The organism is Cupriavidus sp. MPR-AND1C (assembly GCF_058809705.1).
This window is the reverse complement of the sequence record NZ_JBXASU010000130.1, coordinates 1-15870: the sequence shown is the minus strand read 5'-3', so window position 1 is coordinate 15870 and position 15870 is coordinate 1. Positions and strand designations below refer to the sequence as shown.

At 64.9% G+C, this 15870-nt stretch carries 18 protein-coding genes; 14 read left to right on the top strand and 4 right to left on the bottom strand.

Going from position 1 to position 15870, the window contains the following annotated elements; translation table 11 throughout:
• Positions 1 to 58 precede the first annotated feature (58 nt).
• Complete coding sequence (locus AC1RWI_RS35515) at positions 59 to 1009, bottom strand: phosphoribosyltransferase family protein (RefSeq protein WP_492870653.1); 951 nt, start codon at positions 1007 to 1009, stop codon at positions 59 to 61.
• On the opposite strand from AC1RWI_RS35515, the gene AC1RWI_RS35510 reads away from it, so the two are divergent.
• The 8 genes from AC1RWI_RS35510 to AC1RWI_RS35475 all read left to right on the top strand — a co-directional run bounded on the left by AC1RWI_RS35510 (position 998) and on the right by AC1RWI_RS35475 (position 7752).
• Entirely contained in the window at positions 998 to 1945 is a 948-nt protein-coding gene (locus tag AC1RWI_RS35510; protein WP_492870652.1) for a methyltransferase domain-containing protein, read from the top strand. The two genes, AC1RWI_RS35515 and AC1RWI_RS35510, sit on opposite strands and share 12 nt — an antisense overlap.
• 265 nt (positions 1946 to 2210) lie before the next feature.
• Positions 2211 to 2720: a DUF2244 domain-containing protein gene (locus AC1RWI_RS35505; protein WP_043343353.1), complete on the top strand. Its 510-nt coding sequence runs from the start codon at positions 2211 to 2213 to the stop codon at positions 2718 to 2720.
• A 57-nt stretch (positions 2721 to 2777) separates the two neighbouring features.
• A complete protein-coding gene (gene coxB / locus AC1RWI_RS35500; protein ID WP_043343355.1) occupies positions 2778 to 4040 on the top strand; it encodes a cytochrome c oxidase subunit II in 1263 nt (420 codons plus the stop codon).
• 23 nt (positions 4041 to 4063) lie between these two features.
• Positions 4064 to 5668, top strand: a complete 1605-nt coding sequence (ctaD, locus tag AC1RWI_RS35495; protein ID WP_043343359.1) for a cytochrome c oxidase subunit I — start codon at positions 4064 to 4066, stop codon at positions 5666 to 5668.
• Between the two features lie 77 nt (positions 5669 to 5745).
• Positions 5746 to 5877, top strand: coding sequence for a cytochrome oxidase small assembly protein (locus AC1RWI_RS35490; RefSeq protein WP_236702028.1), 132 nt, complete (start codon positions 5746 to 5748; stop codon positions 5875 to 5877).
• A 17-nt stretch (positions 5878 to 5894) separates the two neighbouring features.
• A complete protein-coding gene (locus AC1RWI_RS35485; protein ID WP_043343362.1) occupies positions 5895 to 6509 on the top strand; it encodes a cytochrome c oxidase assembly protein in 615 nt (204 codons plus the stop codon).
• Between the two features lie 34 nt (positions 6510 to 6543).
• Positions 6544 to 6756 (top strand): DUF2970 domain-containing protein, encoded by a 213-nt coding sequence (locus AC1RWI_RS35480; RefSeq protein ID WP_043343364.1) that lies wholly within the window; start codon positions 6544 to 6546, stop codon positions 6754 to 6756.
• Positions 6757 to 6891: 135 nt separating this feature from the next.
• The gene (locus AC1RWI_RS35475) at positions 6892 to 7752 is read left to right on the top strand and encodes a cytochrome c oxidase subunit 3 (RefSeq protein ID WP_006159467.1); all 861 of its coding nucleotides are present in this window, start codon (positions 6892 to 6894) and stop codon (positions 7750 to 7752) included.
• Positions 7753 to 7927: 175 nt separating this feature from the next.
• Here the strand turns inward: AC1RWI_RS35475 and AC1RWI_RS35470 are convergent, their stop codons facing one another.
• Positions 7928 to 8137 carry a twin transmembrane helix small protein gene (locus AC1RWI_RS35470; protein WP_006159466.1) on the bottom strand — a complete coding sequence of 70 codons (210 nt, stop codon included), beginning with the start codon at positions 8135 to 8137 and terminating at the stop codon, positions 7928 to 7930.
• Between the two features lie 78 nt (positions 8138 to 8215).
• Between AC1RWI_RS35470 and AC1RWI_RS35465 the strand changes: the two genes are divergently transcribed.
• From AC1RWI_RS35465 to AC1RWI_RS35445, 5 genes are all read left to right on the top strand, one after another.
• On the top strand, positions 8216 to 8977 hold the full coding sequence (locus AC1RWI_RS35465) for an SURF1 family protein (RefSeq protein ID WP_492870651.1): 762 nt from the start codon (positions 8216 to 8218) through the stop codon (positions 8975 to 8977).
• A 109-nt stretch (positions 8978 to 9086) separates the two neighbouring features.
• A complete protein-coding gene (locus AC1RWI_RS35460) occupies positions 9087 to 9743 on the top strand; it encodes an SCO family protein (protein ID WP_492870650.1) in 657 nt (218 codons plus the stop codon).
• Between the two features lie 7 nt (positions 9744 to 9750).
• Complete coding sequence (locus AC1RWI_RS35455; protein ID WP_043343373.1) at positions 9751 to 10854, top strand: COX15/CtaA family protein; 1104 nt, start codon at positions 9751 to 9753, stop codon at positions 10852 to 10854.
• Entirely contained in the window at positions 10851 to 11786 is a 936-nt protein-coding gene (locus AC1RWI_RS35450) for a heme o synthase (protein WP_043343375.1), read from the top strand. The genes AC1RWI_RS35455 and AC1RWI_RS35450 overlap by 4 nt, the downstream gene beginning before the upstream one ends.
• 164 nt (positions 11787 to 11950) lie before the next feature.
• A complete protein-coding gene (locus tag AC1RWI_RS35445) occupies positions 11951 to 12577 on the top strand; it encodes an SCO family protein (protein ID WP_492870649.1) in 627 nt (208 codons plus the stop codon).
• Between the two features lie 100 nt (positions 12578 to 12677).
• On the opposite strand, the gene rpoH is transcribed toward AC1RWI_RS35445, so the two are convergent.
• Complete coding sequence (gene rpoH, locus AC1RWI_RS35440; protein WP_052494410.1) at positions 12678 to 13574, bottom strand: RNA polymerase sigma factor RpoH; 897 nt, start codon at positions 13572 to 13574, stop codon at positions 12678 to 12680.
• Between the two features lie 397 nt (positions 13575 to 13971).
• On the opposite strand from rpoH, the gene AC1RWI_RS35435 reads away from it, so the two are divergent.
• Complete coding sequence (locus tag AC1RWI_RS35435; protein WP_043343382.1) at positions 13972 to 14847, top strand: pirin family protein; 876 nt, start codon at positions 13972 to 13974, stop codon at positions 14845 to 14847.
• A gap of 24 nt (positions 14848 to 14871) precedes the next feature.
• Here the strand turns inward: AC1RWI_RS35435 and ybiB are convergent.
• On the bottom strand, positions 14872 to 15870 hold a 999-nt coding region (gene ybiB, locus AC1RWI_RS35430; RefSeq protein ID WP_492368648.1), incomplete at its 5' end, for a DNA-binding protein YbiB.

Here is a 15870-nt window from a genome sequence, read left to right as displayed (position 1 = left end):
GGCCAGGGGCGCCGCAGCCGTGAAACGCTGGGCAGCTTACCCTGCCGGGCGCCGGCTGTCACGCCGGGCCCGGCGTGCGCAAGGCGACCACCAGCGTCACGCGCGCCGCGCCGTTGGCCTTCAGGACCCGTGCCGCTTCGCCCAAGGTGGCGCCGCTGGTCATCACATCGTCGACCAGGCCGACATGCTGGCCTACAACGTCATGGCTGGCCCCGAGGCCGAAGGCATCCTGCAGGTTGGCCTGCCGCGCGGGCAGGTCCAGCGTGGCTTGGGCCGGGGTGTCGCGCAACCTCGCCAGCAGCGTTGGCGCGGCGCGCACGCCCAGCCGGCGCGCCAGCGGCCGGGCGATTTCCCAGGACTGGTTGAAGCCGCGCTCGGCAAGGCGCTGCGCGGACAGCGGGATCGGCGCCAGCACATCGGGCAGGGCCAGGCCGGATCTGCCGGACTCGGCCTGCCAGCGGCGCGCCAGTTCGCCCCCAAGCCAGTCCGCCAGCGGCAGCACGCCGCCGAACTTCAAGGCCAGCACCAGGCCGTCCTGCGGGCGGGCGTAGTCGCCCAGCACCAGCGCGTCGTCGAAAGGCGGCGGCTCGTAGCGGCACTGGGCACAGAGCGAGGCTGCGCCTGGCCCGGCGGAGCGCCCGAGCGGCCGGGCGCAGCAGCGGCAACGCGGCAGCGGCGCCAGCAACTCCAGCGCGCAACCTGCGCAGACGGTTTCGTCCTGCACGGTGCCGCAAAGTGCGCAAGCCGCTGGCAGGAGCGTGCGCAGCAAGCGCCGCGCGTGATGGCGCAGCGCGCTTTCGCCCGGGCGCGCCTGCGGGCACGGCACGGGCGCAACTGCCGCATGCGGCACGTCGGGGCCGTCGGCGGCAGGCCCGGCGGTGGGCGCGTATACTTGCGATCCTGTTGCGGCGCCCGCCGGCGCGCGCACCGTATGCCCGACGGCCGCTTCACGCCGGCCGTCATCCTCATTCTTAGTTTCTTGTTGCCTGGTTTGACCGTGTCCCTGCATGACGCCGACTCCCCCGATGCCTATTTGCCGCCCACGCGGCTGACCCGCCTCGCCTTCGACCGGCACAGCGCCGGATTCGGCCAGCTGGACTTCCTGCTGGGCGAGATCGGCCAGCGCATGCAGGAACGCATGCAGATGATCCGGCTGGCGCCGGCGCGCGCGCTCGATATCGGCTGCGGCCACGGGCGCGGCCTGGCCGCGCTGCGCGCCCAGTACCCGGATGCGCAGATCGCCGGGATGGATATTTCCGGCGCCATGCTGCGCGAGGCCGCCCAGCGCGATCCCCAGCGCCAGTCCGGATGGCTGGGGCGCCTGCTTGGCAAGCGCCCGACTTTCGACCTGGTGCAGGGCGATCTTGCCACATTGCCTTTCGCCCCGGCCAGCTTCGACCTGTTGTGGTCCAACCTGGCGCTGCACTGGCACCCCGAGCCGCACCGGGTGTTCCCGGAGTGGCACCGGGTCACCCGCGACGAAGGCCTGGTGCTGTTCTCGCTGTTCGGGCCCGATACGCTGGCGCAATTGCGCGCCGCCTTTGCCGAAGTGGATGGCGACGCCCACACGTTGCGCTTCGTCGACATGCATGATATCGGGGACATGCTGGTGCACAGCGGCTGGTCCACGCCCGTGATGGACATGGAGACCCTGACGATCACCTATGAGTCGCCGCGCACGCTGCTGCGCGAAGTGCAGGCCTTCGGCGGGCTGCGCCTGCCGGCTGGCGCGAGCCAGGGAGGGCTGCGCGGGCGCCGCTGGCTTGCGGCGCTGCTGGCTGCGCTGGAGCGCCAGCGCAATGCCGAGGGGCTGATCCCGCTTACGTTCGAGATCGTCTACGGGCATGCGTGGAAGCTGGCGCCGCGCGGCAAGCAGGCTGTCGATGCGCTCGGCCACGCTGTGGTTCCGCTCGACAAGATCGGGCGCGCGCGGCAGCGCAAGTAACGTCCGCGGCGCTGCTGCACGCATCGGCGGCGCAGTCAAGCGGCCTGTGGCTGGCACCGTGCCGATGCACAAAAACTTGTCGCGCGCTAGCCCCTTGGTCAAGTAGCGGCCTTGTCCGAGTAGGCGAAGCGCCCTATAATGCGCCAGTTTGTCGCAGTGGTCTCCCTGGCACAATTTGCCCGAAATCGCACTTCAATGGTGCGTCCCAGGCGCAATCGTCCAGGCGTGCATCCAGCGCAGAGTAGTTGGCGATGCAAGGTTGGCGATGCAAGACTTGGGTATCGCACTCCAGACGGCGCAAGACAAATCCGGCGGCAGTTCCGACGGATTTGGCCCGCCGGACAAAGACTGGCTGATGAAGCGGAATTGTTCGCTGTCTCCGCGCCAGGTTGGCTGGTTTTACCTCTCAATCGTCAGTGTTTCGCTCGCCATCGCTTTGTTCTTCGCGTGGCGAGGGTCATGGCTCGTGCTTCCCTTTGCCGGGCTGGAACTGCTGGGGCTTGGCATCGCCCTGCTGGTGCACGGGCGGCATGCGTCGGACTACGAGCGCATCAGCCTCGTCGACGGCAGGCTGGTAGTGGTTTCGGTCAGTGCAGGGCAGCTGACACGGCATGAATTCAACCCGCTATGGGTGCGGGTTGAACCGGGTGAATCATTACGGGCGCTGGTGTTGCTGCGCTCGGGCAAGAGCGCTGTGCGGGTGGGGTGTTTTCTGGACCCGTACAAGCGGCGAAAGTTCGCGCAGGAGCTCGCATCGGCTTTGCGTTGCCTCTGAGAGGCAGCGGGGGCGGGCGGGTCACAGATTTGAATCTGTAAAATGGGTAGATAACAAATGAAAATGTGGAAGAAGGCATCCGCAGCGTGTCTGGTGGGGGCGTCCCTGCTCACCGGCCATGCAGCCCTGGCAGTGGAAGACATGCCAGGTGGCCCCGCCGTGCGACAGCTCAATCTGACCGAGCCGGTCACCAAGATCGCCGAGCAGATTCACTGGCTGAACTGGATGATGCTGATCATGTGCACCGTGATCTTCATCGGCGTGTTCGCGGTGATGTTCTACTCCGTGTTCACGCACCGCAAGTCCAAGGGCGCGAAGTCGGCCTCCTTCCACGAAAGCATCACCGTCGAGGTGATCTGGACCATCATCCCCTTCCTGATCGTCATCGGCATGGCCCTGCCCGCCACCAAGACGGTCGTGGCGATGAAGGACACCACCAACGCCGACCTCACCATCAAGGCCACTGGCTACCAGTGGAAGTGGGGCTACGACTACCTGAAGGGCGACGGCGAGGGGATTTCCTTCGTGTCCACCCTGACCACCCCGCGCGAGCAGATCAACAACGAGGCCCCCAAGTCGAACACCTACCTGATGGAGGTGGACAACGAGATGGTGGTGCCCGTGAACAAGAAGGTCCGCATGGTGCTGACGGCCAATGACGTCATCCATGCCTGGATGATCCCGGCCTTCGGCGTCAAGCAGGATGCCATCCCCGGCTTCGTGCGCGACACCTGGTTCAAGGCCGAGAAGGTTGGCGTGTACCGTGGCCAGTGCGCAGAGCTGTGCGGCAAGGAACACGCCTTCATGCCGATCGTCGTGCGCGTCGTCTCCGACGCCGACTACGCCAAGTGGGTCGACGGCAAGAAGAAGGAGCTCGCAGCCAAGGCGGACGATCCCAACAAGACCTGGACCCTGGACGAGCTCAAGGCCCGTGGCGAGAAGGTCTACACCGCCAACTGCGCGGTCTGCCACCAGCCTAACGGCAAGGGCGGCGGCGCCTTCCCGGCTCTCGACGGCTCCAAGATCGTCAATGGCCCGGACGCAGGCCAGATGCATATCCTGCTGGAAGGCAAGGGTGCCATGCCGGTGTGGAAGCACCTCTCCGATACCGAGCTCGCTGCCGTCATGACCTACACCCGCAACAACTGGGGTAACAAGACGGGTGAAGTGATTCAACCGAGCGATTTCGTGAATGCGCGTGCCGGCAAGTTCCGCGAAGGCGGCGGCGCACCTGGCGCGAGCGGCGACGCCGCGCCCAAGACGGAAGACAAGCCCGCTGCCAAGCAGGCCAGCGCCGCGGGCGACCGCGCCGCAGGTTGAACAGGATTTCAGGAGTTTTCGCGATGAGTACTGCTACCCCGGACGCGCTCGCCCACCCGCACGACCACGCGCATGACGATCACCACGATCAACCGCATGGCTGGCGCCGTTGGCTGTTTGCCACCAACCACAAGGACATCGGCACGCTGTACCTGCTGTTCTCGTTCACCATGCTGCTGTCTGGCGGCGTGCTGGCACTGCTGATCCGTCTCGAGCTGTTCGAGCCGGGCTTGCAGTTCTTCCGCCCGGAACTGTTCAACCAGTTCACCACCATGCACGGCCTGATCATGGTGTTCGGCGCGATCATGCCGGCCTTCGTCGGCTTTGCCAACTGGATGATCCCGCTGCAGATCGGCGCATCCGACATGGCGTTCGCGCGGATGAACAACTTCAGCTTCTGGCTGATGCCCCCGGCAGCATTGCTGCTGGTGCTCTCGTTCTTCGCACCGGGCGGCGCCACCGCCGCCGGCTGGACCCTGTACGCGCCGCTGTCGGTGCAGATGGGCCCCGGCATGGACATGGCGATTTTCGCCATGCACATCATGGGCGCGTCGTCGATCATGGGCTCGATCAACATCATCGTCACGGTGCTCAACATGCGCGCGCCCGGCATGACGCTGATGAAGATGCCGATGTTCTGCTGGACCTGGCTGATCACCGCCTACCTGCTGATCGCCGTGATGCCGGTGCTGGCTGGCGCCATCACCATGGTGCTGACCGACCGTCACTTCGGCACGAGCTTCTTCTCGGCTGCCGGCGGCGGCGACCCGGTGATGTACCAGCACATCTTCTGGTTCTTCGGCCACCCCGAGGTCTACATCATGATCTTGCCGGCGTTCGGGATCGTCTCGCACGTCGTGCCGACCTTCGCCCGCAAGCGCCTGTTCGGCTATAGCTCGATGGTCTACGCGACCGCTTCGATCGCCATCCTGTCGTTCATCGTGTGGGCTCACCACATGTTCACGACCGGCATGCCCGTGACCGGCCAGTTGTTCTTCATGTACGCCACCATGCTGATCGCGGTGCCGACGGCTGTGAAGATCTTCAACTGGATCGCCACCATGTGGCGTGGCTCGATGACCTTCGAGACCCCGATGCTGTTCGCGATCGGCTTCATCTTCGTGTTCACCATCGGTGGCTTCACCGGCCTGATGCCGGCGGTGGCCCCGATCGACATCCAGTTGCAGGACACCTACTTCATCGTTGCCCACTTCCACTACGTGCTGGTGGCGGGCTCGCTGTTCGCGATGTTCTCGGGCTTCTACTACTGGGGTCCGAAGTGGAGCGGTTTCATGTACAACGAAACCCGCGGCCAGATCCACTTCTGGGGCTCGATGATTTTCTTCAACATCACCTTCTTCCCGATGCACTTCCTGGGCCTGGCCGGCATGCCGCGTCGCTATGCCGACTACCCGACCCAGTTCGCGGATTTCAACGCGATCGCATCGATCGGCGCACTGGGCTTCGGCCTGATGCAGGTGTATTTCTTCTTCTTCGTGGTGCTGCCGTCCTACCGTGGCGGCAAGGCAGCCGGGGACAAACCTTGGGATGGCGCCGAGGGCCTGGAATGGACCGTGCCGTCGCCGGCCCCGTTCCACACCTTTGAAGTGCCGCCGCAAGTCAAGTAAGCCGCAGTCAGGCAAGCCGCAATAAGCGCGGAAGGATGGGCACTGCCCGTCCTTCCGCGCCACGCAAGCAAGGTGTTATGCAGGATCCAAACAAAAGTCCATCGCAGGCAGACCGCAAGGCCGCCAATCGTCGTCTCGGCCTGATCCTTTTCTCGATCGTGATGGTTTTCTTTTTGGGTTTCTTCGCCAAGATGATCTTTCTCGGCTGAAGCTGCAGGGTATTGAGATGAGCGCGAACCAGCAGTCAAGCAATGCCACCGACAAGAAGTTCAACCGCGGGATGATGCTGCGGCTGTTGGTGGTGGTGGCGTTGATGTTCTCGTTTGGCTATGCGCTGGTGCCGCTGTACAAGAAGATCTGCGAGATCACCGGCCTGAACGTGGTGACCACGCGCGACCTGTACGGTGGCCAGGTCAAGAACACGCAGGTGGACAAAACCCGCACGATCACGGTCGAGTTCGACTCCAATGCGCGCGGGCCCTTTGCCTTCCGTCCGGTCAAGCGCAGCATGGAAGTGCACCCGGGCGAGATGACCACCATCGTCTACGAAGTGGCGAACGGCCAGGCACGCGATATCTCGGCGCAGGCCATCCCGAGCTACCTGCCCAAGCTGGCCACGCAGTATTTCAAGAAGATCGAGTGCTTCTGCTTCAAGGAGCAGACGCTGAAGGCGAAGGAAGCACGCGAGATGCCGGTTGTGTTCGTGATCGATCCGGACCTGCCGAAAGACGTGAAGAACATTACGCTGTCCTATACCTTCTTCGAGATCGGGACGCCTGTGGCGCAAGCGCCGCAAGGCCCCCTCGACGCGCAGCCGGCAGGCGCAGGCAAGGGCATTTGAGTTTGCAGGCGAGGCAGGTTGCAGGGGAAAAGCCGTGGATGAGATGAAGGACGCGGTCAAGCGCAAGATGTCATTCGCGCAGACGCTGCGCGCGGTGTTCTGGTCGTTTATCGGCCTGCGCAAGGGCAGCGAGCATGAGCGCGACATGGCACAGCTCAACCCGGTCCATGTGATCATTGCCGGCCTGATCGGGGTAGCCATCCTGATCGCGGTGCTGATCACGGTCGTGCGTGTGGTGGTAGGGTGAGGCCATGCAGCGCAAAGCACGGGCAGGGCAGGAGTAAGTAAAAAGAGCAGGGCAAAAGCATGCCGCCGGCCTTGTCAGGGCTGGATGTGCGGATAACGATTACTGAATCAGAGACTCTGAGCTGGAGAAAAAAGAATGAGTGCGAACCGCGCAAACGCTCCGTACTACTTCGTACCGGGCCCCTCGCGCCATCCGATCACGGCTAGCTTTGGCTTGCTGCTGACGGCTGGGGGTGCTGCTGGCTGGGTAAACGGGCAGACCTGGGGGCCTTACCTGTGCGGCCTGGGCCTGCTGTGGTTCCTGTTCGTGCTCAAGAGCTGGTTCGGCGAGGCGATCAACGAATCCGAGACGGGCAAGTACGGCAAGAACATCGACCTGTCCTTCCGCTGGTCGATGGGCTGGTTCATCTTCTCCGAGGTGATGTTCTTCGCGGCGTTCTTCGGCGCGCTGTTCTACGCCCGCAACATCGCCATGCCGTGGCTCGGCGACCTGAACAACAAGATCCTGTGGCCCGACTTCGCCGCCGTATGGCCGAACCTCGGACCGGCCGGCGTCGTGGAAAGCTTCCAGACCATGGGCCCGTGGCCGATCCCCACGATCAACACCGCTCTGCTGCTGATGTCCGGCGTGACGCTGACCTGGGCGCACCATGCGCTGCTGGCCAACAAGCGTAGCCAGCTGATTCAGGGCCTGGTGCTGACCATCCTGCTGGGCGCGGTCTTCATGTGCTTCCAGGTGTACGAATACCACCACGCGTATTCGGAGCTGAACCTCAAGCTGACCTCGGGCATCTACGGTTCCACCTTCTTCCTGCTGACCGGCTTCCACGGTTTCCACGTGACGCTCGGCGCGATCATGCTGACGGTGGTGCTGGTGCGCGTGCTCAAGGGCCAGTTGACGCCCGATCATCACTTCGCATTCGAAGGCGCCGCCTGGTACTGGCACTTCGTCGACGTGGTGTGGCTGTTCCTCTACATCGTGGTGTACTGGCTGTAAGACACCCGATTGCAGTGCCCGCAGGCCACGCCGGCGGCATCGCGGGGGAGGTTCTCCTCCTTCGCGAGGAACAACAAAAAACAAGCGCCGCAGGGGAAGTAGCCAGCCTGCGGCGCTTGTTTTTTGTGGTTTGAACCTGGCGTAGCCGGGCTGCGCCGGCTTCAGGGCGCCAGCTTCAGGGCGCCATGCGGATGCCCGTGCTCTGTATCCATCCCATCCAGTGCGAGAACAGGATGAAGACGAACAGGGCCACCGAGAAGCCGACCCGGAACATCAGCGAGCGCATCATGTTTGGCGTCCTGCCGCGGTCGCGCATCATGAAGAACAGGGCGGAGGCCAGGCTACCGATGATGAGGAAGAACGCGATGAGGATGACGATGCGCATGGAGGGCCCGCAAGCGCGGGGTCTGCTAGGGATAGAGTGCCATTATCGCATCGGAGCGCGTGGCAACGCCCTCGGGAAATGCCAGGGAGGCCGCACGTGAAGCTGTGGCGCGCACTGAGCCCGCTGCCCACCGTTGCCGCGCTGGTGGTGATCGCAGTCACCTGTGCCTTGGGCAACTGGCAACTGAATCGGGCCCACGAAAAAGTGGCGCGGGCCGCGCGCCTTGAGGCGCTGGCCGCCCAGCCGTCGCTGGAGATCGGGCGCAGCCTGTTGGGGGGCGCGACGGCGGAGCGGCGCGTGCACGTGCGCGGGCGCTTCGATGCAGCGCATACGGTTTTGCTGGACAATCGCCCCCACGGCAACGGCACCGATAGCCGTGCCGGTTTCATGGTGCTGACGCCGCTGCGGGTTGCCGGGGGCGATGCGGCCGTGCCGGCCGTGCTGGTGCTGCGCGGCTGGCTGCCGCGCGATGCGCAGGATCGCACCCATATTGCGCCGTTTCCGACGCCGCAAGGCGAGGTGGAGCTGGACGGCACCGCGCTGGCGACCGTGCCCAGGGTCTTCAGCCTGGGCCGGGGCGCGAATGCCGAGGCCGGCCAGAAGATTCGCCAGAATGTCGATCTCGCCGCTTATGCATCGGAGCTTGGCGTGCCTCTGCAACCCTTTGTGCTGGAACAGCGCAACGACAACGGCGACGGGCTGGCGCGCGACTGGGCGCCAGCGGACATCGGCGCGGATCGCCACTATGGTTATGCCTTTCAGTGGTTCGGGCTGGCGGCGCTGACCCTGGTGCTGCTGGTGGCGTTGAGCTGGCGGCGCGCTGCCCGCATGACGGCTTGAGCATTCTCGGGGGTGGCACCCGCATCACCCACGAACCACAGCGGCGCGTTGCGGTCAGAAGAGCGCAACCGCCCCTAACGACAGACAGACGACAGACAGACGAAACACTATGCAACAGCCAGATCCCGCTTCGGCCCAGGCCGCCCGCGCCGCGCCGCAAGACTCGCGCATCGACGCCCGCACCCGTCGCGGCCGCATCCAGATGCTGCTGCTTCTGCTGGTGTGCGCTTCACCTGTCATCGCTTCCTACCTGACGTACTACGTGTTCAAGCCGGCGGGCGGTTCCACCAACTACGGCACGTTGATAGAGCCGCAGCGCCCCATGCCCGCGATACAGATCGGCAACGAGCGTGCCGAGTCCGTGCCGCTGGATAGTTTCAAGGGCAAGTGGCTGCTGGTGATGGCGGATGGCGCGGCGTGCGACGAAGCCTGCGCCAGGAAACTGTTCACCATCCGCCAGATCCGCGCGGGGCAGGGCCAGGACCGCGAGCGCATCGTGCCGGTGTGGTTGATCAGTGACGAAGGCCTGATCGATTCCCGCCTGTCGGCTGCCTACAACGAGCCCTATGCCGGCGTGCGCTTCCTGCGTGCCAACCGGGAGGCCATGCAGAAATGGCTGCCGGCGGAACCGGGTGCCCGGATCGAGGACAGCCTGTTCCTGATCGACCCGCTGGGCAACCTGATGATGCGCTTCCCCAAGGAGCCGGACCCCAAGAAGATGAGTTCCGACCTGAAGAAGCTGCTCAAGTACTCTCACATCGGGTGAGGCGCGCATGCTGCTCCAACTCGCCATCATCGGCGTCCTGATCGCGCTGTTCCCCTTGAGCTACGTGCTGGTCAAAGGGGATCGCAACAAGTACCGCAAGCTGGTCTGGATCACCGCCTTCCTGACGCTGGACCTGATCATGTTCGGCAGCTTCACGCGGCTGACGGACTCCGGCCTGGGCTGCCCTGACTGGCCGGGCTGCTATGGACACTCCAACCCGCACGCGGCGCAGGAGCCGATCCGTGCCGCCGAGACTGCCTTGCCTAGCGGGCCCGTGACCATCACCAAGGCGTGGATCGAGATGGTCCACCGCTATTTCGCCATGGCGGTCGGCGTGCTGATCATCACACTGATGGTGCTGGCCTGGGTCAAGCGGCGCGAGCTCAAGCAGTCGCCCTGGTTCGCCACCGGGGTGCTTTTGCTGGTGTGCGTGCAGGGCGCGTTCGGGGCCTTTACGGTCACGCTCAAGCTGCAGCCCATCATTGTGGTCACGCACCTGATGCTTGGCATGAGCTTGCTGGCAGCGTTGATCTGGCTGGGCTCGCGCAACGATCCACCCTTGCGGGTAGCGCCGCAGGCGGCCGGGCTGCGCTGGCCGGCGCGCATCGCGCTGGCCTTGCTGGTGCTGCAGATCTTCCTGGGCGGCTGGGTGAGCACTAACTATGCCGTGCTGGCGTGTACCGACTTTCCGCTATGCAACGGTCAGCTCGTGCCGGACATGGACTTCCACCACGGCTTCACGTTGTGGCGCCAGCTTGGCATGACCGCCGACGGCGACTACATCCCGCACTCGGCCCTGGTGGCGATCCATTGGGTGCATCGCGGTTTTGCCTTCGTTGTGCTGGCTTTCCTGGCCTGGTTCGGGCTGCAGGCACGCCGCCATGGCGGCCTTGCGCGCAGCGCGGGCTGGTTGCTGGGCTTTCTCGCGCTGCAACTGGCCACCGGCCTGTCGAACATCGTGTTCGACTGGCCGCTGGGCGCCGCGGTGGCGCATAACGGCGGCGCGGCGGTCTTGCTGCTGCTCCTGGTTCGCCTCAACTACAATATAGGGCTCGCGGCCCGGTCCGCTGACATTGCTACCGACGTGCCGGCCGCCGCGCGCGCCACATGAAAGACAAGAACTCCCCAGTGGTTACAGCTACCCACACACATCCCCTCGGACGGGTTCGCCACCTGGTCCGCCAGTACGCCGCCCTGACCAAGCCACGGGTGACGCAGCTTGCCGTCTTCTGCGCCATCATCGGCATGTTCCTCGCCACGCCCGGCATGGTGCCGTGGCCGGTGCTGATCGGCGGTGCCGCCGGCATCTGGCTGTTGGCGGGTGCCGCTTTCGCCATCAACTGCCTGGTGGAGCAGAAGGTTGATGCGCTGATGCGCCGCACCGCCTGGCGCCCGTCGGCCACCGGCGAGATCACCACCATCCAGACGCTGGTGTTCTCCGCCGTGCTGGGCGGGGCAGGGATGTGGCTGCTGCACGTCTACACCAACGACCTGACCATGTGGCTGACCGTGGCCACCTTCGTTGGCTACGCCGTGGTGTACACCATCCTGCTCAAGCCGGCCACGCCACAGAACATCGTCATCGGCGGCCTGTCCGGCGCCATGCCGCCGGCGCTTGGCTGGGCAGCGGTTGCGGGCGACCTGCCGGCGGAAGCCTGGTTCCTGGTGCTGATCATCTTCACGTGGACGCCGCCGCACTTCTGGGCCCTGGCCCTGTATCGCCGCGCCGACTACGCCAAGTCCGGCCTGCCGATGCTGCCAGTGACGCACGGCGAGCGCTTCACGCTGCTGCATATCCTGCTGTACACGCTGATCATGATCGCGGCCACGCTGCTGCCATTTGTGTACGGTATGTGCGGCTACATCTACCTGGCGGCCGCGCTGATCCTGGGGGGCGGGTTCCTGGCCTACTCGTGGAAGATGTATCGCAACTACTCGGATGCGCTGGCGCAACGCACCTTCCGCTTCTCGATCCTGTATCTATCGCTGCTGTTCGCCGCGCTGCTGGTCGATCACTACTTCAAGTTCCTGCCGCAGGCCTGAGCGTTGCCTGCAGGCCTGCAGGCGTGCAGGCTTGCGGCATCTTGTCGCGGCCTGCGCGCGTGGCGGCCGCGATCGGCGATACTGCGTGTCATCTGTTAATGTGACCTTGTCGCGCCTAGCCGCCTGCCGGGCGGCGCCGGCTCGCCAACACCACCCGAACTCGCATGCACAACCACTTCCCTTCAGGCTCCCTCCCCACCTTCGCGGCCTTCCGCCGGTTTTGCCTGCTGGCCCTGTGCGCGCTGCTGCTGGCGGCATGCGGCCAGCAGAAGGCTTCCTTCAAGAACGTCGATATCACCGGCGGCAGTGAGTTCGGCAAGGACTTCGTCCTTACCGACCACAACGGCAAGGTGCGCTCCATTGGCGACTTCAAGGGCAAGGCGGTAGTGATGTTCTTCGGCTATACGCATTGCCCTGACGTGTGCCCGACCACCATGGCCGAGCTCAAGGCGGTGATGGAACAACTGGGGCCGGACGCCGACAAGGTGCAAGTGCTGTTCGTTACGGTGGATCCGGAGCGTGATACGCAGGCGCTGCTGGCGCAGTATGTGCCGGCCTTCGATCCGCGCTTCCTGGGCATGCGCCCGGCCGACGACGCCGCGCTGCAGAAGGTTGCGAAGGACTTCAAGGTCTTCTATGCCAAGGTGCCGGGTACCTCCCCGAACAACTACACCATGGATCACTCGGCGGGCAGCTATGTGTTCGACCCGAGCGGCAAGCTGCGCCTGTTTATCCGCCACGGCCAGGGGCCGGAGCCGATCGTGCATGACCTCAAGCAACTGCTGTCCTGATGCGGTCATGAGGCGGGCAGCCGGCGCGAAGCCGGCAGGCAAAATAAAACAGGGCCGGTCGCGAGACCGGCCCTGTTCTACTTCTGGCGCACTTAAGCCCTCAGGCAAAGGCCTGCAGCGCACCCTTCATCTTCTTCATCGCCGCGGTTTCGATCTGGCGGATGCGCTCGGCGGAGACGCCGAATTCGTCAGCCAGTTCGTGCAGCGTGGAGCCGCCCGAGCCGTCGTCGTTGACCTGCAGCCAGCGCGCCTCGATGATGCGGCGGCTACGCTCGTCGAGCTTGGACAGTGCTTCTTCCAGGCCTTGCACCTGCAGGCGGTCGTGGCGCTGCGCCTCGATCACGCGGGTAGGCTCGTTGTGGTTGTCGGCCAGGTAGGCAATGGGCGCGAAGTCCTCTTCGCCATCGTCGATCTGCCCTTCGAGCGCCAGGTCGCCGCCCGACAGGCGGGTTTCCATCTCCATCACTTCTTCCGGCTTGACGTTCAGTTCGCGCGCAACCGCGTCGATCTGTTCCGGCGTGAAGGTATGGGCACCCTGCTTGTGGCTGCGCAGGTTGAAGAACAGCTTGCGCTGAGCCTTGGTGGTAGCCACCTTGACCATGCGCCAGTTCTTCAGCACGTATTCGTGGATCTCGGCCTTGATCCAGTGCATCGCATACGACACCAGCCGCACGCCCTGATCCGGGTCGAAGCGCTTCACGGCCTTCATCAGGCCGATATTGCCTTCCTGAATCAGGTCTGCGTGGGGCAGGCCATAGCCGAGGTACTGGCGCGCAATGGAGACGACCAGGCGCAGGTGCGACAGCACCATGCGGCGCGCCGCATCGACCGAGTCGTGCTCGCGCAACTCGCGCGCGAGCCGCTGCTCTTCCTCGGGGGTAAGCAGGGGAATACGGTGGACAGCCTGGATATAGCTGTCGATATTTCCCAGTGTTCCGGGAAAAGTCAGCGCAAACGTCCCGGCGCCCTGTGGCACCGCAGGCAGACGGTTGGTCATTTGGGTCTGGTCAGCAGATAGGACTGCGTTCACTCGATTGCTCCTTTCGCATCCGGCGGGTGGGTTGCCCGCGTGTGCGGCCCTTTTGGGGGTCTCGCACTGCATTGCAACACATATTAGCACTCAAGCCGGGGGACTGCTAACTTGGAGTGTCAATAGGGTTGATAGTTCCTGGTAATCGAATGGTTCTTCTACATAGTATTTTAATCCGACATCTTGCGGGATGTGACGAGGCCACTATCTCACGCGGGTGCGCGAACGATCCGACAATGATTAGAAGGCCGCTGCCCCTGCCGGTTCTGTCGCCAATTGAGATGCTGTGTTTCGCTAGCAGCTACACTCTTTTCATTTGTCTCAGTGGCGCTGAGCGCCAGCATTGACCAAACCGGGGAATATCATGTCTGTCATCGAGCACTTGTTAAAGCCGCATACCCGTGACCTCGGCGACTTTGCCGTGAGCCGTCTGCTGCCCGCCGCGGCAACCCAGACTGTCGGCCCATTCATCTTCTTCGACCACATGGGCCCGGTCGCCATGCCGCCAGGGGAAGGCGCCGATGTGCGCCCACACCCCCACATCGGCCTGGCCACGGTCACCTACCTGTTCGAGGGCGAGATCCTTCACCACGACAGCCTGGGCAGCAAACAGGTCATCAAGCCGGGTGACGTGAACTGGATGACGGCTGGCAAAGGCATTGCGCACTCGGAGCGCTCGCCCCAGTCCGCCCGCGATGCCGGGCCGCGCCTGCACGGCATCCAGACATGGGTGGCGTTGCCCAAGGAGCACGAGAACGTCGAGCCGTCCTTTCATCACCATCCGGCCGCGACGCTGCCCAAGCTGGAGCGCCCCGGCGTACGCATGACGGTGATTGCGGGCGACGCGTTTGGCGCCGAGGCGCCGGTGAAGGTGTTCAGCCGCACGCTCTACGTAGCCATTGAGCTCGAGGCGGGCGCCAGCCTCGAGATTCCGGCGGAGCACGCCGAGCGCGGCGTCTACCCGGTGGATGGCACCATCGCCCTGGACGGCGAAGTGTTGCCCGAACGGCACCTGGCGGTGCTGGTGCCGGGCCAGCCTGTGACGTTGACGGCGCAGGTGGCGTCGCGCGTGATGCTGCTTGGCGGCGACCCGACCGACGGTCATCGCTTTATTTTCTGGAATTTCGTTGCCAGCACCAAGGAAGCGATCGAAGCAGCCTCCCAGCGCTGGGAGGATGACCAGTTCCCGCGCGTGCCGGGCGAGACCGATCGCATTCCGCTGCCACAGCGCAAGCGCTAAAGGCGTCTGTCCGCCGGGCCACGCTCAGACCGGGCTGGCCCAAGCCACGCGCGTGCCTTGCTGCAGGCAGTCGCGGATGGCGTCGATCTGCGTGGCGATCGGGGCAGGCACAGGCGCCTTGCCGTCCAGCACGAGGCGGATCCAGGCCGCAGTCTGGTCCACGTCATTGCCGGGCGGCAATTCCGGCACATCAACGATGGAGCCCGATGTCGGGTCGACCAAGGTGCGTTGATGCCCGTCGTGCAGCCAGTCGATGCGACTGTTGCGCCGGGCGTCCGCCACTACCTCGCCCTCGGTGCCTCGCGCCAGCAGCACATTGGCGGGCTCGTGCGAGAAATAATCGGTCAGGGTTTCGCGGTACTCGGGGTGGGTGTAGCTATAGAGCCGCAGCGCCTCGGCCGGGCCGTGCGCGCCCACCGGCTGCAACATCTTGACCACCGTATGCGCAGAGTTGCGCAAGCCGATCTGCATGCGCCTGTCCAGCATCCGGGCCAGCGCCGGCGACAGCACGTCGATCGGCAGCACGGCCAGCGGGCCGGGCTGGCCATCCTTGCTGCGCAACTGGGATTCGGCCTGCGCCACGGAGCTGCAAGGCGCGATGCCCAGTGCCTCGAACAGCGAGATGCTGGTGACGCGCCCGTTGAACTGGCGGGAGCCGTGCACCAGCACCGGAATGCCCTCGCGCGCCAGAAGCAGCGCCAGCAACGGCACCAGGTTGGGCTGTTTGCGCGCGCCGTTGTAGCTGGGGATCGACACCACGACGCGGTCCGCCGGGCCGGCCAGCGGCAGGCAATGCGCATGCGCGGCATCGAGCATCCCGGCCAGCTCGTGCGGGGCCTCGCCCTTGATGCGATAGGCCATCAGCACCGCGCCCAGCTCGATATCGGCCACGCGGCCTGCCAGCATGGCATCGAACAGCGCCTGGGCATCTTCGCGCGGCAGCGCGCGCGCGCCGTTGACGCCCCGGCCGATTTCCTTGATGTACTTCGCGGCAGCGAAGGCCGGGGCGGCAGGGGCAGCGGG